This is a genomic window from Azospirillum sp. NS33, assembly GCF_059703765.1.
Map to the genome: position 1 here is coordinate 509885 of NZ_BAAKJB010000001.1, position 25274 is coordinate 535158.

Consider the following 25274-nt stretch of genomic DNA (forward strand, 5'->3'; position numbering starts at 1 on the left):
CTTCGCCTTCCCCATTCTGCGCAAGGAACGAACGGACGATGACCATGTCCACGGATGTTCGCAACGATCTGCCGGCGACCCGCCGCGGGGGCCGCGCCCGCGGCTGGTACATTCCCTGGCTGTTCGTCGGCTTTTTCCTGGTGGTGTTCTCCGCCAACGGCGTCATGGTCTACATCGCGACCTCGACCTACAACGGCCTGGAAACGGAAAACCACTTCGTCAAGGGCATCCTGTACAACCAGTCGCTCGAGGGGGCGCGCGCCCAGGCGGCGCGCGGGTGGCAGGTCGACCTGGCGTTCGACCAGACCGAGGCGCTCAAGGGCATCGTCGCCGTCACCCTGCACGACAAGCATGGCAACCTGCTGACGGACAGCGCGGTCACCGTGCGGTTCATCCGGCCGACCGCCCAGGGGCACGATTTCGACGCGTCGCTGCCCTATCTCGGCGAGGGCCGCTACGCCATGCCGGTGGCGTTGCCGCTGCCCGGCCAGTGGGACATGCGCCTGACGATCACCCACGGCGGCGACGACTTCCAGGACCAGCAGCGCATCCTCGTCAAGTAGATGGCCGACTGCCTCCATTGCGGACAGCCGCTCGCCGCCGCCCCCGCCCCCGCCCCCGGAGGGGCGGTGCCGGGCGGCGACGGCGGGGCCTTCTGCTGCTCCGGATGCGCCGCCGCCTACGGGATGGTGCGGGGGCTGGGGCTGGAGCGGTACTACGAGCGGCGCTGTGTCGACCCGACGGCACGGCCGCTGCGCCCGGACGCCGACGCGCCGGTCATCGACTACGCCCCCCATGCCCGTCCCCAGGCCGACGGCACGGCGTCCCTGCACCTGATGGTCGACGGGCTGCAATGCGCCGCCTGCGTCTGGCTGATCGAGACGGTGCTCGGCCGCCAGGCCGGGGTGGTGCAGGCCCGTCTCAACATGACGACGCGCCGTCTCACCGTGCGGTGGCGGCCCCAGGACACCGGCGCCAACACGCTGATGGCGGCGGTCACGGCGCTGGGGTACCGCGCCGTCCCCTACGATCCCGAGCGCCTCGGTTCGGCCCAGAAGTCGGGCGAGGCGGAGCTGCTGCGGTCCATGGCGGTGGCCGGCTTCGCGGCGGGCAACGTGATGCTGCTGTCGGTCTCGGTGTGGGCCGGGCACAGCCAGGGCATGGGGGCGGCGACCCGCGACCTGATGCACTGGCTGTCGGCGCTGATCTGCCTGCCGGCGATCGCCTACGCCATCCGCCCCTTCGCCCGCTCGGCCGTCCGGGCGTTGGCCCGCGGGCGCACCAACATGGACGTGCCGATCACGCTGGGCGTGGTGCTGGCGACCTCCATGAGCCTGTTCGAGACCATCCAGAGCGGTGAGCACGCCTATTTCGACGGCGCCGTGATGCTGCTGTTCTTCCTGCTGATCGGCCGCTACCTCGACCAGCGGGCCCGGGGCCGCGCCCGCTCGGCCGCCGAACAGCTCCTCGGCCTCCAGGCCACCGCCGTGACGGTGGTGGGGGAGGACGGCGGCACGACGGTGGTGGCGCCGGAGCGGGTGGCGCCGGGCGCCACCGTCCTGATCGCGGTGGGCGAGCGCATCCCCGTCGACGGGCGCGTCGCCGACGGGGTCTCCGACCTCGACACGTCGCTGATCACCGGCGAGAGCGTGCCCGGCCCGGTGCGGATCGGCGACACCGTGTTCGCCGGCATGCTGAACCTGACCGCGCCGCTGCGCCTGACGGTCACCGCGGTCGGCGAGGGCACGCTGCTGGCCGAGATCGTGCGCATGATGGAGGTGGCCGAGCAGGGCCGCGCCCGCTACGTCGCGGTCGCCGACCGCGTGTCGCGGCTCTACGCCCCGGTGGTCCACCTGGCGGCGCTCGGCACCTTCCTGGGCTGGACGCTGCTGATGGGGGCGCCATGGCAGGACGCCCTGATGAACGCCGTCGCCGTCCTCATCATCACCTGCCCGTGCGCCCTGGCGCTGGCCGTTCCGGTCGTCCAGGTGATCGCCTCGGGACGGCTGATGCGTCAGGGCATCCTGCTGAAGACGGCGACGGCGCTGGAGCGCCTGGCCGCCGTCGACACGGTGGTGTTCGACAAGACCGGCACCCTGACCGAGGGGCGGCCGGTGCCGCAGCTCGCCGGGATCGCCGACGAGGCCGCGTTGCGCCAGGCCGCGGCGATGGCCGGGGCGAGCCTGCATCCCCTGGCCCGGGCGCTGGTGCGCGCCCTGCCGGGCGTGCCGCCGGCGGCGGGGGTGCGCGAGGTGCCGGGCGCCGGACTCGCGTTGGCCGGGGCCGGCGGCGAGATCCGCCTGGGCAACCGCCGATTCACCGGCGTCGCGGAGGACACCGGAGCCGCCGCCCCGGGGCCGGAGCTGTGGCTGGCGCGGCCGGGGCGGCCGGCCCTGCGCATCGGCTTCGTCGACGCGCCGCGCCAGGACGCGGCGGCGGTGGTCGCCGCCCTCAAGGCACGCGGTCTGCGCCTCGCCCTGCTGTCGGGCGACCGGGCCCCGGCGGTCGCCGCGGTCGCCGCGCAGCTCGGCATCGACGACTGGCGGGCCGGGCAGTCGCCGGCCGACAAGACGGCCGCGCTGACGGCCCTCCAGGACGCGGGACACCGGGTGCTGATGGTCGGCGATGGCCTCAACGACGCGCCGGCGCTGGCCGCGGCCAGCGTCTCCCTGTCGCCGTCGACCGCCGTCGACGTCAGCCAGACCGCGGCCGACGCCGTGTTCCAGGGGGCGCGCCTGCAGCCCATCGCCGAGGCGCTGGACGTGGCGCGGCGGGCCGAGCGCCTGGTCCGCCAGAACTTCGGCCTCGCCCTGGTCTACAACCTCTTCGCCGTGCCGCTGGCGGTGGCCGGCCTGCTGACGCCACTGCTGGCGGCGTTGGCCATGTCCTCGTCGTCGCTCGTCGTCATCCTCAACGCGCTGCGGCTCGGCCGCCGCCGGGCGCCGCCCGCCGACACCCCTGCCAGGGAGGCATCCCATGACCGAACTGCTCTATCTGATCTCGATCGCGCTGACGCTCGGCCTGCTGGGCCTGGGGGCGTTCCTGTGGGCTCTTAAGTCGGGCCAGTTCGACGACCTGGACGGCGCCGCCCATCGCATCCTGTTCGACGACGATGGCGCCGTCCCCCCGCCGGCGCGCCGCGGCGAGGGGCGGTAGCCCGCCGCCAGGGGGCGGGCGGGAGCGCCCCGCCCGGGGCACGGCTGCCCCGCCGGTGACCATGGTTGCCATCGCCCGACAAACTGCCCATGATGGGGCGTGGACGGTTGAGGACAAAGTCCGCCATGCCTCCCTTCGACGTGGGACGCGCTCGCGACAGGGGCGCAACGATTGACATGAATCCTTGCGGGGCGTGCCCGGTGCGCAGCCTCACGGTGTGCGCTGCCCTGGATCCGGAGGAGTTGCGGCGGCTCGCCGACATCCTGCAGACGGTGCGGTTCGACGCCAACCAGACCATCTTCGGCGAGGGCGATTCCGCCGACGTGCTCTACAACGTCACCGCGGGCACGGTGAAGCTGTACAAGCTGCTGCCCGACGGGCGCCGCCAGATCACCGGGTTCCTGGTGACCGGCGACTTCATCGGCCTGGCGATGAACGAAAGCTACGCCTACACCGCCGAGACGGTGACGGGCTGCACGCTCTGCCGCTTCCCGCGGCGCCGGATGGAAGCGCTCCTCGACGAGTTCCCGAAGATGCAGCGCCGCCTGTTCTCCATGGCGTCGAACGAGCTGGCGGCGGCCCAGGACCAGATGCTGCTGCTGGGCCGCAAGACCGCCAAGGAGAAGATCTGTTCGTTCCTGCTGATGCTGTCGCAGCGGGCGGCGCGGCGCGGGCACAAGGAGAACCCGGTCCACGTGCCGATGAGCCGGGCCGACATCGCCGACTACCTCGGCCTGACGACGGAAACCGTGAGCCGCACCTTCACGCAGCTGAAGACGGTCGGGGTGATTTCGTTGCAGGAAGGAAACAAGATCCTCATCGCCAACATGGACGGCCTCTACGACATGGCGGAGGGCTGCTGAGCGGTGGGACCGCAGCGGCCTTGAACTCGCCGCCCCGGCACCGCATCATCGCCGCCGACCGAGAGGACGCGGAAAGGGAAGGCGATGGGGGGGTGGACGAACGCCGCGCGGGCGCTGGCGGTGCTGGCCCTGTGCAGCGCGGTGGCGCCGGCCGGGGCGCAGCCCCGGGGTGGTGACGGGGCGCAGCCCCAGGGTGGTGACGGGGCGCAGCCCCAGGGTGGTGGCGGGGCGCAGCCCCGCACCGACCTGGTGGTCGGCATGCAGCTCGAGCCGCCGCACCTGGACCCCACCGCCGGGGCCGCCGGCGCCATCGACGAGGTGGTCTACGCCAACGTCTTCGAGCCGCTGCTGCGGGTCGACGCCGAAGGCCAGTTGGTCTACGGGCTGGCCCAGGAGTGGAGCGTGTCGGAGGACGGGCTGGCCTACACCTTCCGCCTGCGCCCGGGCGCCCGCTTCCACGATGGCACCACGGCGGACTCCGGCGACGTCAAGTTCTCCCTGGACCGCGCCCGGGGCGCGGATTCGGTGAACGCCCAGAAGGGGTATTTCGAGTCGATCGCCGCGGTGGAGACTCCGGATCCGCAGACCGTGGTGGTCCGCCTGAAACACCCGGACGGCCTGTTCCTGTTCCACATGGCCCAGGGCGACGCGGCGATCGTCGCCCCGGAGAGCGCGGCGACCAACAAGCAGGCCCCGGTCGGCACCGGCCCCTTCCGCCTGGAGCGCTGGACCGCCGGCGACCGGGTGGTCCTCGTCCGCAATCCCGCCTATGACGGCCCCAGGCCGGCCCTGGAGCGGGTGTCCTTCCGCTTCGTGTCGGACCCCGCCGCCCAGGTGGCCGCGCTGATGGCCGGCGACATCGACACCTTCCCCCAGTTCGGCACCTTCGAGGCGCTGGACCGTTTCCGGGGCGACCCGGCGTTCCGGGTGACGGTCGGCACCGGCGAGGGGGAGACGCTGATGGCCATCAACAACGCGCGCGCCCCCTTTTCCGACCCGCGGGTGCGGCGCGCCCTGGTCCACGCCATCGACCGGCGGGCCCTGATCGAGGGGGTCACCTTCGGCATCGCCACCGCCATCGGCAGCCACTTCGCCCCCCACCGCGCCGGTTACGTCGACCTGACCGCGCTCCATCCCTTCGATCCGGACCGGGCGCGCGCCCTGCTGGCGGAGGCCGGGCACGCCGACGGGTTCGAGGCGACCCTGGTCCTGCCGCCACCGATCTACGCCCGCCGCTCGGGCGAGCTGATCGCCGCCATGCTGGCCGAGGTGGGGGTGCGGCTGACCATCCAGCCGATGGAGTGGGCGCCGTGGCTGGAGCGCGTCTTCCGGGGCAAGGACTTCGACCTCACGGTGATCGCCCACACCGAGCCCCTGGACATCGGCGTCTACGCCCGTCCGGACTACTATTTCGGGTACGGCAGCGCGCGCTTCGACGCGGTGATGGGGCGGCTGGAGCGCACCCTGGACGAGCACCAGCGCCGCGACCTCTACGGCGAGGCGCAGCGCATCCTGGCCGAGGACGCGGTCAACGCCTTCCTGTTCCAGCTTCCCGTCGTCACCGTGGAGACGGCCGGGGTGCGCGGCACCTGGGCCAACCGCCCCCTGCAGGCCAACGACGTCACGGCGGTGCACTGGGCGCCCTGACCGCCCGCCACCCCGCCCCTCCGGCGCCGCGCGCCGCCCGGCAACCGGAACACGCCCCCCGTGATCGCCTTCGTCGTCCGCCGCCTGCTGTCCCTGACCGTCACCGCCTGGCTCGCCACGGTGGCGGTGTTCGTGGTGCTCGAGGTGGTGCCGGGCGACCCGGCCCTGCTGATGCTGGGCGCCGACGCCCGCCCCGACACCCTGGCGGCGCTGCGCGCCGAGCTCGGCCTCGACCGCCCGGCGGGGCTGCGCTACGCCCACTGGGTGGCCGGACTGGCGACGGGGGACCTCGGCACCAGCCTCACCTACCGCCGGCCGGTCGCGGAGCTGGTGGCGGAGCGTGTCGCCGTCACCGTGCCGCTGGCGCTGGGCGCGCTGGCGCTGTCGACGCTGCTGGCGCTGCCGCTCGGCCTGCTGGCGGCGGCCCGGCACCGGCGCACCGGCGACTGGGCGGTGATGGCCTTCGGCCAGCTCGGCGTCGCCATCCCCAGCTTCTGGTTCGCCATCGTCCTGATCCTGGTGTTCTCCGTCGGCCTGGGCTGGCTGCCGTCGGGCGGCTTTCCCGGCTGGCATGCCGGCATCGGGCCGGCGCTCACCGCGCTGGTGCTGCCCGCCGTGGCGCTGGCCGTGCCGGAGGCGGCGATCCTGGCGCGGGTGGCCCGGGGTGCGGTGCTGGACACGCTGGGCGAGGATTTCGTGCGGACCGCCCGGGCCAAGGGGGTGGGACGCGCCGCGGTGATGGCGCGCCACGTGCTGCCCAACGCCTTCGTGCCGGTGGCCACCGTGCTCGGCCTGCAGTTCGCGTTCCTGGTCGGCGGGGCGGTGGTGGTGGAGAACGTGTTCCAGCTTCCCGGCCTGGGGCGCCTGCTGTACCAGGCGGTGGGCCAGCGCGACCTGGTCGTCGTCCGCGACGTGGTGGTGCTGCTGGCGGTCTTCGTGGTGGTGGTGGGAGTCGTCGTCGACATCGCCCAGGCGGCGGTCGACCCGCGCCCGCGGAGCGCGCCGTGAGGCGGGCGCCATGACCCGGCCGGCGGGGTGGCCGCCCAGCCTGGTGGCGGGGCTGGCGGTGACCGGGCTGATGGTCGCGGTGGCCCTGCTGTCGCTGGTCTGGACGCCCGAAGACCCCGGGCGCATCCGGATTCTCGCCCGTCTGCGGCCGCCGGGGCCGGAGCACTGGCTGGGCACCGACCATTTCGGACGGGATGTCCTGTCGATGCTGATGGTCGGGGCGCGCCAGTCGCTTGCGGTGGCGGCGGCGGCGGTGGCGTTCGGCCTGGCCGCCGGGGTGCCGCTCGGCCTCGCCGCGGCGGCCTGGCCGGGCTGGCGGGACGAGGCCGTGGCCCGCGCCGCCGACCTGCTGTTCGCCTTCCCGGCGGTGCTGACGGCGATCCTGCTCACCGCCCTGCTCGGGCCGGGCGAGCGGGGGGCCGTGCTGGCCATCGGCCTGTTCAACACCGCGGTGCTGGCCCGCGTCACCCGCGGCGCGGCGCGCCATGTCTGGCGGCGCCCCTTCGTCGCCGCCGCGCTGGCGCTCGGCCGCGGACCGGCGTCGGTCACGCTGGCGCATGTGCTGCCCAACATCGCCGGGGTGATCGCGGTCCAGGCCACCATCCTGTTCGCCGTGGCGGTCCTCAACGAGGCGGCGCTCAGCTACCTCGGCCTGGGCGTGCAGCCGCCGGCCCCCAGCTGGGGGCGCATGCTGGGGGACGCCCAGACCCACCTGTTCACCAGCCCGCTCCAGGCGGTGTTCCCCGGGGCGGCCATCGCCTTGGCGGTGCTCGGCCTCAACCTCACCGGGGACGGGTTGCGCGACCTGCTGGACCCGCGCCGCTCGGCGGCGCGGATCACCTGACGGGCCGTGCGCCGGGTCAGGGGCCGGGCGGCGCGGGTTGCGTCCCGGGCGGCAGCGCCTCCTGCGGCCCGCGGCCATCCCGGGGCTCCCCGCCGGCCACGCCGAGGATCGCCGGTTTGGCGGACTGGGCCGGCAGGGAGCGGGTGACCAGCGGCCCGTTGTCGCGGTCCAGCACCAGGTTGACGTGGGGGAACGGGATGGTGATGCCGGCCTCCTCGAGCCGCTTCTTCATCAGCTTGTTGAAGGCGCGCATGACGCCCCACTGCTTGATCGGCCGGGTCTTGAAGCGGGCCTTGATGATGACCGCGGAATCGGCGAAGCGGTCGACCCCGAAGATCTCCAGCGGCTCCAGGATGTCGTAGCGGAATTCCGGGTCCTGTTGCAGCTCGGCCCCGACCGCCTTCAGCACCTCGATCACGTGGTCGGGGTCGTCGCGGTAGCTGACGCCCACGTCGAACACGGCGAAGGAGAAGTCCTTGGTCAGGTTCTTGACCGTGGTGACCGAGCTGAACGGGATGGAGTGCACGCAGCCCGACAGGTCGCGCAGGCGGATGGTGCGGATGCTGATCGCCTCGACCACGCCGGAATGGCCGCCCACCTCGATCACGTCGCCGACCGAGATGCTGTCCTCGAACAGGATGAACAGCCCGGTGATGACGTCCTTGACCAGGGTCTGGGAGCCGAAACCGATGGCCAGACCGACGACGCCGGCACCGGCCAGCAGGGGGGCGATGTTGATGCCCAGCTCCGACAGGACGATCAACGCGACGACGATCACCAGCAGCACCAGGAAGGCGTTGCGCAGCAGGGGAAGCAGGGTCTTGGTCCGCGCCGAGCGCTCGATCCGCGTGCCCCGCGCCTCGCGCGGCAGCAGGTAGTGCTCGATCATCGCGCTGACCATCTCCCAGGCGATGATCGCCGCGACCATCACCAGGATGATGGTCACCGTGCTGCCCAGCACCCGCTGCCCGGCGGCCGTCGACAGCCAGGTCACCGCGTCGATGCCCCAGGCGTCGAGGAGGGACATGGTGGCGATCAGCCAGATCGTCGACTTCAACACCGTGTGCAGCACCGGCACGTAGCGGTTGGCGCGCTCCTCCAGGCCGGGGAACTGCTCGCGCCACTCCGCCGAGACGCGGAATCCGCGCTGCAGCAGGCGGTCGACGGCGGTGACCAGCAGCCGGGTCGCGACCAGAACGCCCAGGGTGATGGCGGTCGCCCGGGCCAGGTACTGCACGCCTTCGTAGACGTTCAGCATCCACGCGCCGAAGGCCACGGTCACGTAGAGGATGGCCAGGATGTGCCAGACGTCGGCGAAGCGGCGCCGGGCGGAGCGCAGCACCGCGCGCTTGCCGTCCGCCTCGCGCTCGGCCGTCGCCTCGGGGTCGCCGCCCGACAGCGGGTTGCCGCGCAGCCACCGCGCCACCGCGCTGCGGTTCTGCAGGATCAGCACGATCAGCATCGCCGCGACGATCAGGCCCAGCAGCTTCAGCACGGCCCCGTAGGCGCCCAGCGACAGCCCCAGCACATAGGCACCCTCGGCCATGAAGTAGCCGTAGACGCCGACGGCGGCGAGCCGCCTCAGCCAGACATAGGCGTAGGCCGCGGTCTGGTCGCTGAGCCGCAGCAGGCGCAGGCCCGGCGCGGTCGGGGCGAACACGGCGCTGGTGACGACCATCGCCACCTGGAAGATCACCGTGGCGTTGATGAAGGCCAGCGCCACCAGGCGCACCCGCGGCGCCGGCGCGCTGACCGTGAGCAGCCCGTAGCCGAGCAGCCCGAAGGCGATGATCGGCGCCAGCTCCAGCAGGGCGCGCAGCAGCAGGAAGGGCACGCGGGTGAGGAGCGACGGCGCCTGGCGCGCCTCGATGGCACGCCGCGGCCGCAGCAGCAGCCAGCGGGTGAAGCTCTGCAGCACGAGCCCGGCGGTGACGATCAGCAGCAGCTCGCCGGTGAGATCGACCCAGCGGTCGCGCGCCGAGGACTCCTGGACCTGGCGCTCCAGCCAGTCGAGCACCGAGGGGAGGTCGGCGAAGGCGGCGGTGATGGCGACGATCTGCGCGCTCAGCTGGTCCAGGCGCTGGGCCAGGAAGCCCAGGATGCGGGCCCCCAGGGTGTCCGGCAGCGGGGTGGCGGCCGCTTCGGCCGCCGCCGCCGCGTCCGGTGCGACCCGCGCCTCCAGCAGGAGGCGGAGCTGCTCGACGAGGCGCTCCCGCTCCACGGGGTCCTCCAGCGTCTTGATCATCGCCTCGATCTGGAGCACGCCGGAATCGGCCGCCGGCGGGTCCTCGGCCGGGGCGCCGGTCGCCCCGGCGGCGCCCGCCAGCCCCGGGATCTGCGCCACCGCCGGAGCGGCGGAGAGGGTGACGGAGACGAGGACGAGCAGGAGCGCGGCGAGGACGGGAATCCAGCGGGTGCGGCTGGGTGACATCGGGAACCCGTGGGCAGTGGTCGGAACAATCATCGCGGGGGCGGAGCCTAGCCAGCGTGGCCGCGCTTGCCAACCGGCGCTGCTGCATACGCCGCCAGGACCCTGTCGGATCGTCTCGGCCGATCGGCGGATGCCATCCGGCCCAACGCCGCGCCGGTGGCCAGCAGTCCCCTTGGCCCCAAACGCCCCTTACCCGTGCGCAACCGCGCGCACACGCTGGCGCAAACCGCCCTCTACGACGCGGTTCGGTGACTGGCGTCGGGGCAGCCGCTGATCATCGTTCAGTGTGGTATCCAATGCCAGCACCCTTGACAGCCGCAGCACCTTCGTCCCTGACCATGTTTGGGGCAGCAACTGGCGCAGCGGGCCTTCCGGGCCGTTATAAAGCACGGCCGCTGTCCCGGCACGAAAATCAATCCTAACGAATATCAGGTGATCGGCGATGCCTTCTCCGGGCGTGAACGCTGGACCGGCTTGCGCACGTCCGGTTGCCTTGATCTGCACAGACCTTCCATCCGCCGCATGCCCGTCAACACCGGGCGTCCGCTGCCTGCACAACGTGATCCCGAAGGCTTCCGCGACGATGGCCTCGCCGATGTCGCCCACCAACTTGCCGTCAAGGGTGAAGGTCAGCCCCGTATGGGCGAAATGTTGGCACATGGAAGTATGCGCTGCGTAGAGTGCTTTCACGGGGTCAGGCAGAATTATCATGGTTTCCCCTCTTGGCAGTGTGCATCGCGCGCGTTGCCGCGCTTTAAGCAGACGCTGCAATGGCGCGGTCTAAGCGGGCAAACTCCTTGTTTTCGATCATCAGGAACAACCCCTTCCCGGCGGAGCGCTCGGCCCAAAGGTCGCCGACCAACCGCTTCTCCTTGGAGTCGTCATTGGTGAAGTAGGGCGCGCCCTTGTATTCGATCACGAGCACGCGCCCGTCATGCAACAGGGCGAGGAAGTCGGGGTAAAATTTGTCGGAAGACGTTTGCAGCCAGAACGAATGCGGCTGTCGCGACGTGTTGCGCACCCATGCCTTCACGTCCTTGTGGCGTTCCAGATAGACGGCGCATTCATATTCCTCGCCGGCCGCCTCCATGTCGCCAATGACCCGAAACAGATGCTTCTCGAAAACCGTGTTGCCCTTGTAGGGCTGGTTATAGCCGTAGCGGCTTTCGTCGAAGATAAGTTCAAGGTCCGCGCTCGTTTCGAAATCGAGGCCGCTTTGCGGGAACAGCGCCCGCTCGAATGCGGTAGCCTCGCGGGTGTCGCGATGCTTGGCGATCACCTTCACGAGCGCTTCGACCAGCCGGAACTTGGCCCGCGCTAGCCCTTCGATGCCGAGCCCGGACTTGGCGTCGATAGCGTCCAGCGCCTTGGCGATGAACAGCGTTGACGATACGCGCGTGATGTCGCGGCGCGCTGAGAAGGGCACGCGCCGGTCGAGCCAGTTCACGAGCGCATTCTTGGTCCAGCCGCGTTCCTGCAAGGCAAGGGCAAGCTGCTCGTGGAGGTCATTGACGAAGGCGAGCGTGATCGCTCCGGCCGTGTCAACGTCCACATGAGCTTCGTCGGCCGCGCGCTTTGGTGGCTCGAAAAAGTCGAGGATCGGAGCCGGGTCGGCCTCTTCCAGCTTCCAAGGTATGTCGAGGAAATGCGCGCGGTCGAAAAGCTGAAACCCGCTCGGCGAGCGCACGCCGAGACGCGGCACAGCGAAGCGGATCACGTCGCCCCCTTCGTCCACCGCCTTCAGGCGAGCGCCGCGTGATTTGTGCACGAGCGCTTCGACAGCCTTTTCAGCACCGGGCATCGCCAGCAACAGCGCCGTGCGGTCATAGTCGCTGAGCGCCCCGCGCGCCCGGATCACGCCGGTTGCCACGTCCACTTCGACCCGGCCGCCCGTCGCTCCTTCCACATTGGTTTTGAACGTGTCCGCGTCGGCTCCTTCGGGAAGCGGCTCTTCGAACATATAGGCCGCGCCGCCCTCTTCCATGCCGGGCAGCGAGTCGGGCGCGAGCCGCACCAGCGCTTTCGCTTCGACCCGTTCAAAGCCATTGTTCACGAGCCCGTCCCGAAGCGTGTTCGCCGCATTCTGGAAACTCGTGGTCGTGGCGAAGGCATAGGCGCGATTCAGGTCTTCGCGCTTCTTGCGCTTGGCGCGTGGCAGCCGGAGCACGCGGCCAAGAAGCTGCTCCACCGCGCGCGACGACTTCTGTTCGGCGACCGAGCACAGCACATAGGCGAATGAGCAATCCCAGCCCTCACGAAGCGCCTGTTGTGTGATGATGAAGCGGATTTTGCAATTCCGGTCGAATAGGTCGACTCCGTCGATTTCCCGCGCATCGCCGGTCGCCAAGGCGATGTGCTCGGCCGGAACACGGAAGTCTTCGACAAGCATCTTCTTAACTTCTTCCGCGTGCAGCGTCGGCTTGTCCTTCGATTTTGGCTCTGCCTGCACGAGCATGACTGGCCGCACGAACTCGCCGGTTTCGGCCTCTTCCGCGCCCGCCGTCGCGGCGAGTTCATCAAGCCATGCGATGGCGTCGCCGATGGAGTCGCGCGGCTCCGGCCGCCCGCGCAGGATCACGGGCAGCTTGATCATGTCGGCCGCCTTCAGTTCGGCGGCCGAGACGTGATGCAGCACGTTGGAAGCGAATATACCCTTTGCCGGGTTGGCTTCGTCAGGCGTGACGGGTGTCGCGGTGAACTCGACGATCACGGACGGACTGAGACGCGCCAGCGTGTCGAAGGAAAGGCTCGTGCGCGCGTTGTGCGCCTCGTCCACGATTACCATAGGCCGATGCAGGCGAAGCACGTTGGCGAGCGACGGCAGCGGATCGCCCGACGGCCCGGTTTCGAGCTTGCCGCGCAACCCTTCGGCAAGGCCGCTGAAGTGGTCCATGAGTTCGCCGTTCGCCTCATAGACCTTGCGGCCTTCGGTCTCTTCGACTCGGAAGGCTTGGATCGTGGCGACGATGACAACCGCCCCGCCGTCATGGTCGGCGCGCTTGGCGTAGAGGGCATCGGCAACGCCCATGATCCGCACGTTCTCGCCGAAGCGGTCCGCGAGAGCGCGGCGGTTCGGGTGCGCGCGATCCTGAAGCGTTGCAAGCGTCTGGTCGCGGATCGTCTGGGAGGGCACGAGCCACAACACGCTCGGCGCATCGGTGCGAAGGAGGCTATCGGCCGCGACGCCAATCGAATGTGCCGCGAGGATGGTCTTGCCGCCGCCCGTCGGAATGCGAAGGCACACATAGGGAAGGCCGGGTAGGCTCGGCAGCGAGGTGAACGGGCGCTTTGTCTCGGCATAGAACGCCGTGTCCGCGTCGTTCAATTCCACGGTCTTTTCGAGGAAGCGTCGAAGTGCGGTGAGCGTCTGAAGCTGGTAGTCCTTCAGCGTGAAAAGGGGCAGGCTCATGGTCAAAGCCCCTCTATCTGGTAAGGCACCTGCTTGAAGGTGACGCCGAGACGCGAAAGTCGGTCGTCGGGCACCGTGCAGCCTTCGGCATAAACTACGCGCGCGCCGGTGAAGCCCTCTTCAGGCAAAGGCAGGTTTTCGAGCACAGACGCCGTAAGCACATTCCCGGCATTGGCGCTGGCGACGCCAATCGCTTCGGCCGAGTGAAGCAGATAGACGGCGCGCCCTTGGAACGTGCCGATCAAGGTCGAAGTGCCGTCGGCACGGCGCGGGATCGGCGAGCCCGTCTCACAGAAGAAGACGTGGGCGGCGAGATCGGGATAGATGACGGACGGGCTCACGTTGCCGTCGGAATCAAAGAGCGGTTCGCCGAGTGCACAGAAGCGGAAGCCACCGCCCGTTCCTTCAGCGTGCCCGTCGATTTCGACCTCTCCCGTAACGATTAGCACACCATCCTTCACCGAGGATTCTATGTTATCGAAGCGCTCTGAGTTCTCAGCGATGATGCGATCAACCTCAGAAAGAAGGCGTTCGGAAGAACGAATCTTTGACAGCGTTAGGCTCTCCTGAAGAAGTACCTCCTTCTTTCTCCCCTTGTACGGGTATCCAAAAATTTTCCGCGATATTCGTGGAACAGTAACGGTGTTCGACACCTCTGGCTCCATCTCAACTAAGATGAACTTGCGAACGCCGCTGTCGATTCTGTTTTGCTCCAAAACAGCATCGCCGGTCGTCCCGGAGCCCGCAAAAGCGTCCAGCACGATTGAGTCGTGATTGGAAGCGATCTGAAGAATTCGGCGTATGAGTTTGACCGGCTTTGGTGTGTCGAACACGTCGTGCACATCTGACCCAACCGCCTCACGCAATTCCCTTTTCGAGTGCCGGGTGCTGCCGACATCCTTCCAACTCCAAAGCGTTTGCGGAACAACTCCGTCGCGCACCTCACTGAGAAAGCGTTTTGTATTCGGTTCCGAGTTTCCGTCTGGCCCCCACCAGATTCGATTGTCAGCAACCATTTCATCGAATTTTTCTTTGCTGACCGTCCAGTATCGTCCTTGAGGCGGGCCGGGAATAACGCGGCCGGTTGGGGTGGTAATCGGGTAGACACCTTTGGAATAGTAGTTTCGCGCATCGAGGTCGCTGACCATCCATGGGCCGCGTGGATCATTGTCCGGGTTCCGATATCGAGCGATCATCTCATCCGAACGGGGAACGAGACGCGGGCGCCATATAGATGCGTTGCGCGCATAAACGACGATGTGCTCGTGGTCCTCGCTAAATAGCTGAGCCGTATTCTTCGGACTGTCTGACTTGTGCCAAATGGCATTCGTAATGCGGTTCTTCCGGCCGAATATCTCATCAAGAACCAGCCGTAGATTTGGCGCTTCGTTGTCATCAACTGAAACAAAGATCGCCCCGTCTTCAGTCAAGAACTCCTTCAGCAACCGCAGGCGCGGATACATCATGCACAGCCACTTGTCGTGGCGAGACAGGTCTTCGGCCTCCTTGCCCACGACTGAGCCGAGCCACGCCCTGATTTCCTGCGAGTTTACATTGTCATTGTAGACCCACCCCTCATTGCCCGTGTTGTAGGGTGGGTCGATATAGATGCACTTCACCTTGCCTGCGTAATAGGGAAGCAGCGCCTTCAGCGCTTCGAGATTGTCGCCCTGCACGAGAAGGTTGCCCGCGTCGGGGTCGCCAACGCTCTTGGTCTTGTCGCAATGGATCAGCCGATAGGGCACGTCGCGGTGATGGTTCACCACGGCCTTCTTACCGATCCAGTCCAATGTTGGCATGTGCAGCGCCCCCGGAGCTCGTCCACCTTAACCGCCGCAACCCAATGCGACCACGGTCGAATGTCGGGGAAATCGAAGCTGCCCGAGCAACGGGCATTCGCTTCGCGGTGGCGACTCCGTGGCGATTCAGCGCGACATAAACACTATCGCGCGCGAATCACTGATTTTCAAGTATTTGATTTGCTTGAGGAAAGTGGCGCGCCCGAAGAGATTCGAACTCCTGACCCCCAGATTCGTAGTCTGGTGCTCTATCCAGCTGAGCTACGGGCGCGCTGACTTTCGTGTCCGCCGGGGGCGTCCCCGTCGGAGGCCGGCACGTTACGCAAAGCCATGGGGGCGTGCAAGACCTTTTTCGGCGGGGAGGGCCGGAAATCGCGCGGCCGATGGACGGCCGCCGGCGCTTGGGCTATAAGGCCGCCACTGTTTTCTGGAGATCCCGCCGTGGCCGAGACCAGCACCTTCAACCGCCATTTCCCCGTCTCCTGGGAAGAGATGCACCGCAACGCCAAGGCCTTGGCCTGGCGGCTCATCGACCGCAGCCCGTGGCAGGGCATCGTCGCCGTCACCCGCGGCGGGTTGGTGCCCGCCGCGATCATCGCCCGCGAACTGGAGATCCGCCTGATCGACACGGTGTGCATCTCCACCTACGACCACCAGCAGCAGCGCGACACCCGCGTGCTGAAGGGGGTCGAGGGCGAGGGCGAGGGCTGGCTGATCATCGACGACCTGGTGGACACCGGCAAGACCGCCCACGTGGTGCGCGCCATGCTGCCCAAGGCGCATTTCGCGACCATCTACGCCAAGCCCGCCGGGCGCCCGCTGGTCGACACCTTCATCACCGAGGTGAGCCAGGACACCTGGATCCAGTTTCCCTGGGACATCGAGCTGCAATACGCCAAGCCGATCGCCGACCGCCACCGCGAGGGGTGAGGCGCCGTCGCGGCGCCGCGTTCCGCACCCGTTGATCGCTCCGGGCGCTCCTCGGCGCCGCGGTGGGGCGGAACCGCTGCTGGACGCGCGACGCGCTGATGGACCTCATGGCGTTGGCGTTGGCGTTGGCGTTGGCGGAGCGGACCCGGGGCCGAGGGCGCCGCCGTCCCACGCCAGCGCGTGGATGGCGAACAGGGCGTCGTCGTCGGTCCACACGTGGCACGCCCGCCAGCCCGCGCCTTCGGCCAGCGCGCGGAACTCGTCGATGCCGTATTTGCAAGAGATCTCCGTCAGGATGCTCTCCCCCGCGGCGAACCGGAAGGGCCGCCCGGCGACGGTTGCGGTGTGGGCCCGCCGGCTGACCAGATGCATCTCGATCCGTCCCCGCGCCTCGTCGTAGCGGGCCCGGTGGGTGAAGCCGGCGGGGTCGAAGGTGCCCCCCAGCTCGCGGTTGATGCGGACCAGCAGGTTGAGGTTGAAGGCCGCGGTGACCCCCGCCGAATCGTCGTAGGCCGCCTCCAGCACGGCGCGGTCCTTCTTGCGGTCGACGCCGATCACCAGGCGGCAGCCCGCGCCCACCTGCGCGCCGAGGCGCGCCAGGAAGGAGCGGGCGTCGTCGGGCGCGAAGTTGCCGATGGTCGATCCCGGGAAGAACACCAGCGCGCGCTCCGCCGCCACGCCGTCGGGCAGGGCGAAGCCGGCGACGTAGTCGGCCGACACCGGGGTCACCGCCAGGCCGGGGTAGTCCTCGGCGAGGCGGCCCGCCGCCTCGACCATGTGGTCGTGGGAGATGTCGACCGGCACGTAGGCCGCCGGCGCCTCGAGCGCGTCGAGCAGCAGCCGGACCTTGACGCTGGACCCGCTGCCCAGTTCCACCACCGTCGCCCGCGCGCCGGCGAAGGCCGCGGCGTCGCCGGCGTGCCGCCGCAGCAGGGCCATTTCGGTGCGCGTGGGGTAGTACTCGTCAAGCTCGCAGATCGCGTCGAACAGGGCGGAGCCGCGTCGATCGTAGAAATACTTGCTGGGCAACGTCTTGCGCGGCGCGCCGAGGCCCTCCAGCACATCCGCCAGGAAGACGTCCGCGGCGGCTGCGCTCCGTCCCACGCCGTCCATCACGCGTCCTCCGCCAGGCGCAGGCCGGAGAACATCCAGCGCTGGTGCGGGTAGAAGAAATTGCGGTAGCTGGCCCGCACATGGCCGTCGGGGGTGGCGCAGCAGCCGCCCCGCAGCACGAACTGGTTGGCCATGAACTTCCCGTTGTACTCGCCGACGGCGCCCGCCGCGGGCCGGAACCCGGGGTACCGGCCGTAGGCGCTGGCGGTCCATTCCCAGACGTCGCCGAACATCTGGGCGGGGGCGTCGCCGCCCGCCGCGGTGCGCGCGGTGGCCGAATCCGCCGGCACCGGGCGCAGGTGGCCGGCGCCCAGGGTGTTGCCGGTGGCCGGCAGGCCGGCCGCCGCGACCTCCCATTCCGCCTCGCCGGGCAGCCGGGCCCCGGCCCAGCGGGCGAAGGCGTCGGCCTCGTAATAGCTGACGTGGCAGACCGGCGCGTCGTCCTCCACCGGGCGTTCGCCGCCCAGCGTCATGGCGTGCCACGCGCCGTCGCGCTCGCGCCAGTAGCCGGGTGCCGCCCACCCCTCCCGCTGGACCGCGGCCCAGCCGTCGGACAGCCACAGGGTCGGGGTGCGGTAGCCGCCGTCGGCGATGAAGCCCTTCCAGGCGGCGTTGCTGACCGGCCGCGAGCTCAGCCGGAACGGCTGCAGCAGCGCATCGTGCCGGGGCCCCTCGTTGTCGTAGGCGAACCCGCCGCCGCCGTGGCCGATGCGGTGAATGCCGCCGTCGAAGGCCAGCCAGCGCGCCGCCGCCCCGCCGGCCGGGGCCGGCGGCAGGGTCGCCCGGTACGCCGGGGACCGCGGGTTGGCGGCGAACAGGGCGAGGATGTCCATGAGCAGCAGCTCCTGGTGCTGCTGCTCATGGTGCAGGCCGAGCTCGATCAGGGGCGCCAGCGGTGCGGCCCGGTCCGCGTCCTCCAGGAAGCGCGCCATCGCCGCGTCGACGTGGGCGCGGTAGACGGTGATCTCGGCGACGCCGGGCCGGGTGACGAGGCCGCGCTGCGGCCGCGCGTGGCGCGGTCCCACCGCCTCGTAATAGGAGTTGAAGAGGTAGGCGTAGTCCGGGTCGCAGGGCCGGTAGCCGGGGGCATGGGGCGTGAGGATGAAGGTTTCGAAGAACCAGGTGGTGTGGGCGCGGTGCCACTTGGTCGGGCTGGCGTCGGCCATCGCCTGGACCGTCTGGTCCTCGGGCGACAGGTCGCGGGCCAGCGCCTCGGTGGTGTCGCGCACCTGACGGAAGCGGTCCGCCAGAGGGAGGTCCGCGGTGGCGGCGTCCGCCCTGGGCCCTGCCGCGGCGGGGCTCCGCCTGGGCATGGTGATGATGTCGTCGATGGCGGCCTGCCTCATCGGTCCTCCCTCTGCCGCGCCGGCGGGGCGGCCCCAACGCCGCCATCCCGTTCCGTGAAACGCGAAACGGCCGGTTGTGTCCGGCCGTTCCCCCCGTGCCCATCCATAGCATTCCCGGCCGGGCCGATCAGCGGTCCAAAGCGACTAAGGCCGCCGCCCATTGGGTCTAGCCGCCCGGGGCTATGGCCAAAGACCTAGGGGCTGGCGGCGGGAGGGCAAGGGCACCCCCCGCCGGCCCCACGATCACCGGGCGTCGTAGAGATCGCCGACGGTGAGGCCGCGGTCTTCGGCGTAGTCCTCGAAATCACCCTCCCGGAACTCCTGCAGCGCGTCCAGCTCCTCCTCGGTCACCGGCAGGGTCAGGCGCTGGTCCACATAGCTGAAGTGGTTGAGTGGAATGATGAAATCGCGGTCGCTGGTGTCCAGGAACTCGTCGGCGTCGAAGACCACGTAGAGCTGACCGTCGCGGCGCACGATCTCTTCGATCTCACCGATCTCCTCGCCGTTGGTGCCGTAGACGTCGGCGTCCTCGAGATCCGCCACCCGCTGCTGCCGGAGCATGGGGTCGATGTCCCCGGACACGGCGGCGAGGGCCGGCGGCGCCACGTGCGGTGAGGCGGGGTCGGCGACCGTCTGGGCCAGCGTCGGCGCCGCCCCGAGAACGGCGGTGGCGGCGGCGGCGGCGAGCAGGGTCTTGATCGACATGGACTGACTCCCGAGTGTTGTGTCGGTTGTCCCATCCCAACAGCGACGCTTGCGAAGAATTCCCCGGCGCTGCCGGCGCAGGCGGGCTAACCGCAAACGGGGACCTGCCAGGCCGGCAGGGCCACCCAGGCGATCGCCACCAGCGCCAGCCCGGCGAAGGCGGCGGCGAGCCAGCGCACGAACCCGGCGGCGTCGTCGCTGGCCCCGGCGGCCGGCCAGGGGCCGCGCCGCGCCCGCACCACCACGGTGGCGGTGGCGCCCAGCGCCGCCAGCGTCGCCACGGCGATGCCGGCGGGAACCAGCGGCAGCCCCAGCACGGCGGCGTCGGCGAAGCCGCGGCTGCACGCCAGGGCGGCGAAGGCATAGACCGCGGCGAGGTGGGCGGCCCAGATCAGCAGGCCGGCCATCATGCCGGTCAGCAGAGCGGCGAAGCGTCGCGACGTCATCGGTTCCCCTCCCGGCTAGCCGGCGGCACGGGGGAACAGGTGCAGCACCAGGAGCGCCACCACCCCCTGGCCGACCATGTAGTGCCACATCAGCATCGTGTTGTCGTAGGTCAGGCGGCGCCGCGCGTGCAGCAGCCCGGCGGCCGACCGGGCCAGCGTGTAGAGCCCCATGATCGTCAGCACGCCGACGTGGAAACCCTGCCAGCCGAGGATGGCGAAGACGATGGCGGCATAGGCGTCCTCCGACGGGACCAGCCCGGCCACCGTGGCGTGGGGGTAGAGGCTGGCGGCGAAGGCGGCCGCCATCAGGGCGAGGCCGGCCGGCAACGCCAGCCGCACCGCCCCGTGGCGGTTCCTGGCCAGCGCGCGGGCCCCCCACACGATGGCGGCGCTGGAGGCCAGCCACAGGGCGAGGCCGGCCCCCAGCCACCACGGCGGGACCAGGCGCTCGCCGCCCACCGGCCAGACCTCGGGGCTGACGGTCCAGAGGAAGACATAGGCCCACAGCAGCGACACGAAGGCCGCGGAATCCACCAGCATCAGCACCACCATGGCCCACCAGGAGTGGGAGGAGGGTCCATGGGCGCCGACCGGAATGCGGATGCCCCCGCCGATGTCCACCGGCGCCGCCTCCCCCTGGTCGGAGCCGCGCCACAGCCAGACGCAGATCGCCAGCACCGCCACCACGCCGGCGGCCAGGGCCGGGATCACCAGCTTGAAGGTCAGCAGCAGGAAATGCGCCGCCGTCGCCGCCGCCGCCGCCGGGGCGGCCCAGCTCGGCCCGGGGATGCGCATCAGGTATTGGGGCTTGGCGTCCACCGGGCTGGTGACGATGGTCTCGCGCTGGCCGGTCGGCGCGTCGGGCAGGAAGTGGCGGCCGCGGTCCACCTCGTCGGACAGGCCAGGCTGGTCCCACAGCGGATAGAGGCTGTCCACATGGGGGATCGAGCGCGCGGCGTAGTTGTCGAGGGGCAGCCACTCCAGGGTGGGGGCGTCCCACGGGTTGGAGGTGACCTTGCCCCCCATGGCGAAGCGCCGCGCCATGTCGACCAGCACGATGGCGACGCCGGCGGCGAAGGCGAAGGCCCCCACGGTGGAGACCATGTTGAGGGTGTCCCAGCCCAGCCCGGTGGGATAGGTGTAGACGCGGCGCGGCATGCCCAGCAGCCCGGTGAGGTGCATGGGAAAGAACGCCACGTTGAAGCCGCCGAACATCAGCCAGAACGCCCAGACCCCGAGGCGGTGCGACAGGGTTTCGCCGTTGAGCGTCGGCCACCAGTAGTAGAGGGCGGCGAACAGCGGGAACACCATGCCGCCGATCAGCACGTAGTGGAAATGCGCCACCACGAAGTAGCTGTCGTGGACCTGCCAGTCGAACGGGATCACCGCCACCATGACGCCCGTGAGCCCGCCCAGCACGAAGATGAACAGGAAGCCCAGGACGAACAGGGTGGGCACCGTCCAGCGGATGACGCCCTTGCCGAAGGTGGCGATCCAGGCGAACACCTGGATGCCGCTGGGGATCGACACGGCCATGCTGGCGGCGGAGAAGAAGGCCAGGGACAGCGCGGGGATGCCGGTGGCAAACATGTGGTGCACCCACAGGCCGAAGCTGATGAAGCCGGTGCCGACGATCGCCAGCACGATCCAGCGGTGCCCGACCAGGGTGTGGCGGGCCAGCGCCGGCACCATCAGCGACACCAGCCCGGCGGCCGGCAGGAAGATGATGTAGACCTCGGGGTGGCCGAAGAACCAGAACAGGTGCTGCCACAGCAGCGGGTCGCCGCCCTTCTCGGCGATGAAGAAGGGCCAGTGGAAGGCGCGTTCCAGCTCCAGCAGCGCGGTGGCCATGATGACCGCGGGGAAGGCGAACACGATCATCCCGGCGAGCACGAGCAGCGACCACGCGTAGACCGGCATCTTGTCGAGCGACATGCCGGGCGCGCGGGTGCGCAGGACGCCGACCGCCATCTCGACCGCCCCGGCGATCGCCGAGATCTCGATGAAGCCGATGCCGAGCAGCCAGAAGTCCGGGTTCTTGCCCGGCGAGAACACGTAGGAGGTGAGCGGCGGGTACATGAACCAGCCGCCCTCGGGCGCCAGCTGGAACAGCAGCGATGCGAAGAACGCGAGGCCGCCCACGAAATAGGCCCAGAAAGCGTAGGCCGACAGGCGCGGGAAGGGCAGGTCGCGGGCGCCCAGGATGCCCGGCAGGAGGTAGACGCCGAAGGCCTCCATCACCGGCACCGCGAACAGGAACATCATCGCCGTGCCGTGCACGGTGAAGAACTGGTTGTAGGTCTGGTGGTCGAGCAGGTCGTTGTCCGGCACCGCGAGCTGGGTCCGCATCGCCAGCGCCAGCAGCCCGGCCAGGACGAAGAACAGCAGCGAGGTGCCGATGTAGAGGGCGCCGATGAAGTTGTTGTTGACGACGGAGAACACCCGCCAGCCCGTGGGGTTCTGCCAGATCCGCTGCAGCGCCTCCAGCTCGCCGGGGGGGCGGGGCACCGGGCTGGGCGGCCGGCCGGCCGGCGGCAGGTCGTGGCCGGGGAGGTCGCGCGCCCCCCGTCCCTCGGGCGCCGATCCGGGCGCGGCGCTCATTTCAACCCCGCGAGGAAGGTGGCGATGGCCCGCAGCGTGACGCCGTCGAACACGTCGAAGGAGGGCATGCGGTTCTCCGGCTTCAGGTGCTGGGCGCTGGCGATCCAGCCGGCGAGCGGCCCGACCCCGTTGGGGAACATGCCGGCGCCGATGGTCAGGCGGCGGCCGACGTGGGTGAGGTCGGGGCCGGAGGTGCCGTCGGCCGGCGTGCCCCGCACCGTGTGGCAGGCGCCGCAGCCCGCCTCCAGGAAGGCGGCCTGGCCGGCCCGCGCCAGCGGGTCGGCGGGCGTCGCCGCCGCGGCCGCCATGGCCTCGGCCCACGCCGCGAAGGCGTCGGGTGCCAGGACCACCACGTCGAAGGCCATCAGGGCGTGCTGCGCGCCGCAGTACTCGGCGCATTGGCCGCGGTAGACGCCGGGGGTGTCGGGCACCAGGCTGAAGCGGTTGACACGGCCGGGGATCATGTCGAGCTTGCCGGCCAGCGTCGGCATCCAGAAGCTGTGGATCACGTCGGCGCTGCTCAGCGCGAACTCGACCCGGCGGCCCGCCGGCACCACCACCTCGTTGGCGGTGCGCAGGCCGCCGCCCAGCCCGGGGTAGCGGACGTCCCACCACCACATGTACCCGGTCACCTCGACGCGCAGCGCCGCCGGCTCCCCGGCCGCCACCAGGCGGCGGGTCATGGCAAACTCATAGATCTGCAAGGCGAACAGGACAACGACCGGGAACACCAGGCCACCGCCGACGATCCAGGCCGTGCCGCCGCGGAAGCGCTCGGGGCGGGCCAGGACCGCGTAGGCCGTCGCCGCCATGACGACCAGGAAGACCGCGGTGCCGCCGATGAACAGGATGTGGCCGATGTCGAGGATGATGCGGGCATCGACGCCCGCCGGGCGCAGCGCCGATTGCGGACCGCCGCAGCCGATCAGCACGAGCGCGCCCGCCAGCGCCCCGCAGGACGGCACGCGGGCGGGGGGCGGGCGGCGGCGGAGGCGGGAGGCCACGGTCGTCGTCCTCCGGACGGGCGGGGCGGGCGGGGCGGACGGTGGCGCGGGGCCACCGCCGGGGATAACGATGCCACGCCACCCATGTTCCGCGCCCCCCGGCCAATCGCCCCGGCCGCGGAGGTCGTGCAAGCGGCACCGCGAACCGGTTGCCCGGGCTGCGGCGAATCGGCGCCGTTGCAGCGCCCCGCGATCGGAGCTACCACTTTCGCCGCAGCGGGTGGCGCCCGCTGTCTGGTGGAGACGGAATCGCCATGTGGGAGACCTACACGACGGCCATCGTCCTGGCCCTGTCCTTCTCGGCGGTGGCGTTCGGCATTGCCAAGGCGGTCGCGGTGGTGGGAGCGCGCCGCATCGAGCGGCGCCACGGGTCGGTCGGCATCCGCGACACGCTGGCCCGGCGGGCGCGCCTGGAGCAGGGGCTGGAGGCGCGGCGCGGCCAGCGGACGGCGGCCCTGAAGGCGCTCGACGCGGCGACCGAAGAGGTTCTCGCGCGGCGCCAGAGGATCGAGCGCCAGCTTGCCGAGGCGGCCCGCAGCGGCGACCCGGTGATCCGGCTGATCGGCGAGGAGGTGGCCGGCACCCCCTGCTTCCTCGCCGACGTCGTGAACCGGTATGTCGGCACGGGCAACGCGCCAAGCGCCCTGATCGACCCGTGCTGGGCCCACCCGCAGACCGTGGAGGTGTGGGCCCTCAGCATCCAGGACGCGCGCAAGGAGCTGGATCGCCGCTACCCGGCGTCCTTCGGCTACAAGGTCGTCCGGTTGCAGGCGGCCGGCGGGCCGCTCAAGGCGGCGTCCTGAGGAGCGGTCCGGAATGCTGGTCATCGCCTTCGTCGCCGCCGTCTCGCTGGCCTGCCTGTGGTTTTCCCTGAAGCAGGCGTTCCGCCACCTGCGCGAGGCGGAGGAGACGGTCGCCAAGGCCGCGGTGCGCCGCCAGGCGCAGGTCGACCGCATCCGCCGCGCGGCGCGCACGACCCTGGCGCTCGCCCGCGAGATCCGCGAGGCCGAGCGGCGCAAGGCGACGCTCGAGGCGGCGTGCGCGCAGCTCGAGCACCGCCTTCTCGACGGCAACGCCGTCGATCGGCGCCTCTACGTGCTCGACGACCGGCGCACCGCCAGCGACCTCACCTGGGTGGTGCGGGTCGCCAACCCGGATTACGCGCGGCGGGTCAACCAACATCTCGACGCGGTGGCGCTGGCGACGTGGAAGCGCGGCCGCCGGTTCCTGGTGTGGGCGCTGGACGAGCGCAAGGCGCGCGAAAAGGTCATGGCGCGCTGGCCGGACCACAAGGGCTTCTACATCCAGGGCGTCGAGCGCCGGGAAGGCTGACCCTACCTCCATTGCCCCGGCGTTGCCCCGGGCGGGCGCGGCCGACGATTTGGCCGGCGCGGCGTTGTCGGTGGCAGGAGCACCGACACCCGGGAGGACGCGGACATGGACATGGATCTGTTGGTTGCGGCGGTGACCCTTGCCCTGGGCGCCGCCACCGCGCTGCGCGCCGCCGCGGCGGCGCCCGCCCGCATCCGCCGCCGCGCCCGGCCGGGGTCGGAGGAGCGCCGGGCGGTCAGCGGTCGAGGTCGCGGAAGGCGCGGTTGAGGGCGTGCTCCTGGGAGGTGACGTGGCTTTCCATGGCCGCGACCCGCTTCTCGAAATCGCGGAAGCGCTGGGACAGCCCGGCCAGGGTGCGGTCCGGCTTGGTGGTGACGGACCGCCAGAACACCTCCTCCTCCGGGGTGCGGTAGAGCGCCACCGGGCGGGTCGGCAGGGCGAAGGCCGCCACCAGATACGCGGCGATCACCAGCGGCGTGAAGACGAACACGCCGACCACGACCGCCAGGCGGACCAGGAACGGTTCGATGCCGAAGTAGTCGGCGATGCCGGCGCACACGCCGGCGACGTGGCCACGCTGGGGGTTGCGGTAGAGCCGGTGCGGGTTGGGCGAGTCGAAGGGGGAAGGGTGGGGCATCGG

The 25274-nt window shown here is 70.4% G+C and carries 21 protein-coding genes and 1 tRNA gene; 10 read left to right on the forward strand and 12 right to left on the reverse strand.

The genetic code is table 11. The features are described from left to right. Positions 1–38 precede the first annotated feature (38 nt). The 7 genes from AC6H2I_RS02365 (at position 39) to AC6H2I_RS02395 (ending at position 7518) form a co-directional block, all read left to right on the forward strand. The gene (locus AC6H2I_RS02365; RefSeq protein WP_497498950.1) at positions 39–563 is read left to right on the forward strand and encodes a FixH family protein; all 525 of its coding nucleotides are present in this window, start codon (positions 39–41) and stop codon (positions 561–563) included. Next, complete coding sequence (locus tag AC6H2I_RS02370) at positions 564–3056, forward strand: heavy metal translocating P-type ATPase (RefSeq protein WP_497498951.1); 2493 nt, start codon at positions 564–566, stop codon at positions 3054–3056. Further along, a complete protein-coding gene (gene ccoS / locus AC6H2I_RS02375; protein ID WP_497498952.1) occupies positions 2977–3156 on the forward strand; it encodes a cbb3-type cytochrome oxidase assembly protein CcoS in 180 nt (59 codons plus the stop codon). The genes AC6H2I_RS02370 and ccoS overlap by 80 nt, the downstream gene beginning before the upstream one ends. A 176-nt stretch (positions 3157–3332) precedes the next feature. Continuing rightward, entirely contained in the window at positions 3333–4019 is a 687-nt protein-coding gene (locus tag AC6H2I_RS02380) for a Crp/Fnr family transcriptional regulator (protein WP_497498953.1), read from the forward strand. 84 nt (positions 4020–4103) lie between these two features. Beyond that, a complete protein-coding gene (locus AC6H2I_RS02385) occupies positions 4104–5666 on the forward strand; it encodes an ABC transporter substrate-binding protein (protein WP_497498954.1) in 1563 nt (520 codons plus the stop codon). 60 nt (positions 5667–5726) lie between these two features. Beyond that, positions 5727–6674 carry an ABC transporter permease gene (locus tag AC6H2I_RS02390; RefSeq protein ID WP_497498955.1) on the forward strand — a complete coding sequence of 316 codons (948 nt, stop codon included), beginning with the start codon at positions 5727–5729 and terminating at the stop codon, positions 6672–6674. Between the two features lie 10 nt (positions 6675–6684). Beyond that, complete coding sequence (locus AC6H2I_RS02395; RefSeq protein ID WP_497498956.1) at positions 6685–7518, forward strand: ABC transporter permease; 834 nt, start codon at positions 6685–6687, stop codon at positions 7516–7518. A gap of 16 nt (positions 7519–7534) precedes the next feature. Here the strand turns inward: AC6H2I_RS02395 and AC6H2I_RS02400 are convergent, their stop codons facing one another. From AC6H2I_RS02400 to AC6H2I_RS02420, 5 genes are all read right to left on the reverse strand, one after another. Continuing rightward, positions 7535–9949, reverse strand: a complete 2415-nt coding sequence (locus AC6H2I_RS02400) for a mechanosensitive ion channel domain-containing protein (protein ID WP_497498957.1) — start codon at positions 9947–9949, stop codon at positions 7535–7537. 189 nt (positions 9950–10138) lie between these two features. After that, on the reverse strand, positions 10139–10639 hold the full coding sequence (locus tag AC6H2I_RS02405) for a DUF6998 domain-containing protein (protein WP_497498958.1): 501 nt from the start codon (positions 10637–10639) through the stop codon (positions 10139–10141). Positions 10640–10703: 64 nt separating this feature from the next. Beyond that, positions 10704–13358 carry a DEAD/DEAH box helicase gene (locus AC6H2I_RS02410; protein WP_497498959.1) on the reverse strand — a complete coding sequence of 885 codons (2655 nt, stop codon included), beginning with the start codon at positions 13356–13358 and terminating at the stop codon, positions 10704–10706. Positions 13359–13360: 2 nt separating this feature from the next. Beyond that, positions 13361–15157, reverse strand: coding sequence for a site-specific DNA-methyltransferase (locus tag AC6H2I_RS02415; protein WP_497498960.1), 1797 nt, complete (start codon positions 15155–15157; stop codon positions 13361–13363). Positions 15158–15351: 194 nt separating this feature from the next. Next, a tRNA-Arg gene (locus AC6H2I_RS02420) sits at positions 15352–15428 on the reverse strand. A gap of 170 nt (positions 15429–15598) precedes the next feature. Here AC6H2I_RS02420 and gpt point away from each other — a divergent pair. Next, entirely contained in the window at positions 15599–16087 is a 489-nt protein-coding gene (gene gpt, locus AC6H2I_RS02425) for a xanthine phosphoribosyltransferase (RefSeq protein WP_497498961.1), read from the forward strand. Positions 16088–16192: 105 nt separating this feature from the next. On the opposite strand, the gene egtD is transcribed toward gpt, so the two are convergent. From egtD to coxB, 6 genes are all read right to left on the reverse strand, one after another. Then, positions 16193–17200 (reverse strand): L-histidine N(alpha)-methyltransferase, encoded by a 1008-nt coding sequence (gene egtD, locus AC6H2I_RS02430; protein WP_497498962.1) that lies wholly within the window; start codon positions 17198–17200, stop codon positions 16193–16195. Next, positions 17200–18546, reverse strand: coding sequence for an ergothioneine biosynthesis protein EgtB (gene egtB, locus AC6H2I_RS02435; RefSeq protein WP_497498963.1), 1347 nt, complete (start codon positions 18544–18546; stop codon positions 17200–17202). The genes egtD and egtB overlap by 1 nt, the downstream gene beginning before the upstream one ends. A 243-nt stretch (positions 18547–18789) precedes the next feature. Beyond that, positions 18790–19251, reverse strand: a complete 462-nt coding sequence (locus AC6H2I_RS02440) for a PRC-barrel domain-containing protein (RefSeq protein ID WP_497498964.1) — start codon at positions 19249–19251, stop codon at positions 18790–18792. Positions 19252–19337: 86 nt separating this feature from the next. Beyond that, the gene (locus AC6H2I_RS02445) at positions 19338–19697 is read right to left on the reverse strand and encodes a hypothetical protein (RefSeq protein WP_497498965.1); all 360 of its coding nucleotides are present in this window, start codon (positions 19695–19697) and stop codon (positions 19338–19340) included. 15 nt (positions 19698–19712) lie between these two features. Beyond that, positions 19713–22298, reverse strand: coding sequence for a cbb3-type cytochrome c oxidase subunit I (locus tag AC6H2I_RS02450; RefSeq protein ID WP_497498966.1), 2586 nt, complete (start codon positions 22296–22298; stop codon positions 19713–19715). Then, entirely contained in the window at positions 22295–23302 is a 1008-nt protein-coding gene (coxB, locus tag AC6H2I_RS02455; protein WP_497498967.1) for a cytochrome c oxidase subunit II, read from the reverse strand. The genes AC6H2I_RS02450 and coxB overlap by 4 nt, the downstream gene beginning before the upstream one ends. A 254-nt stretch (positions 23303–23556) precedes the next feature. Here coxB and AC6H2I_RS02460 point away from each other — a divergent pair, with 254 nt between their 5' ends. Further along, positions 23557–24105 (forward strand): hypothetical protein, encoded by a 549-nt coding sequence (locus tag AC6H2I_RS02460; protein ID WP_497498968.1) that lies wholly within the window; start codon positions 23557–23559, stop codon positions 24103–24105. Positions 24106–24118: 13 nt separating this feature from the next. Continuing rightward, a complete protein-coding gene (locus AC6H2I_RS02465) occupies positions 24119–24634 on the forward strand; it encodes a hypothetical protein (RefSeq protein WP_497498969.1) in 516 nt (171 codons plus the stop codon). 235 nt (positions 24635–24869) lie between these two features. Here the strand turns inward: AC6H2I_RS02465 and pspC are convergent, their stop codons facing one another. Continuing rightward, positions 24870–25271, reverse strand: a complete 402-nt coding sequence (gene pspC / locus AC6H2I_RS02470) for an envelope stress response membrane protein PspC (RefSeq protein ID WP_497498970.1) — start codon at positions 25269–25271, stop codon at positions 24870–24872. Between the last annotated feature and the right edge of the window lie 3 nt (positions 25272–25274).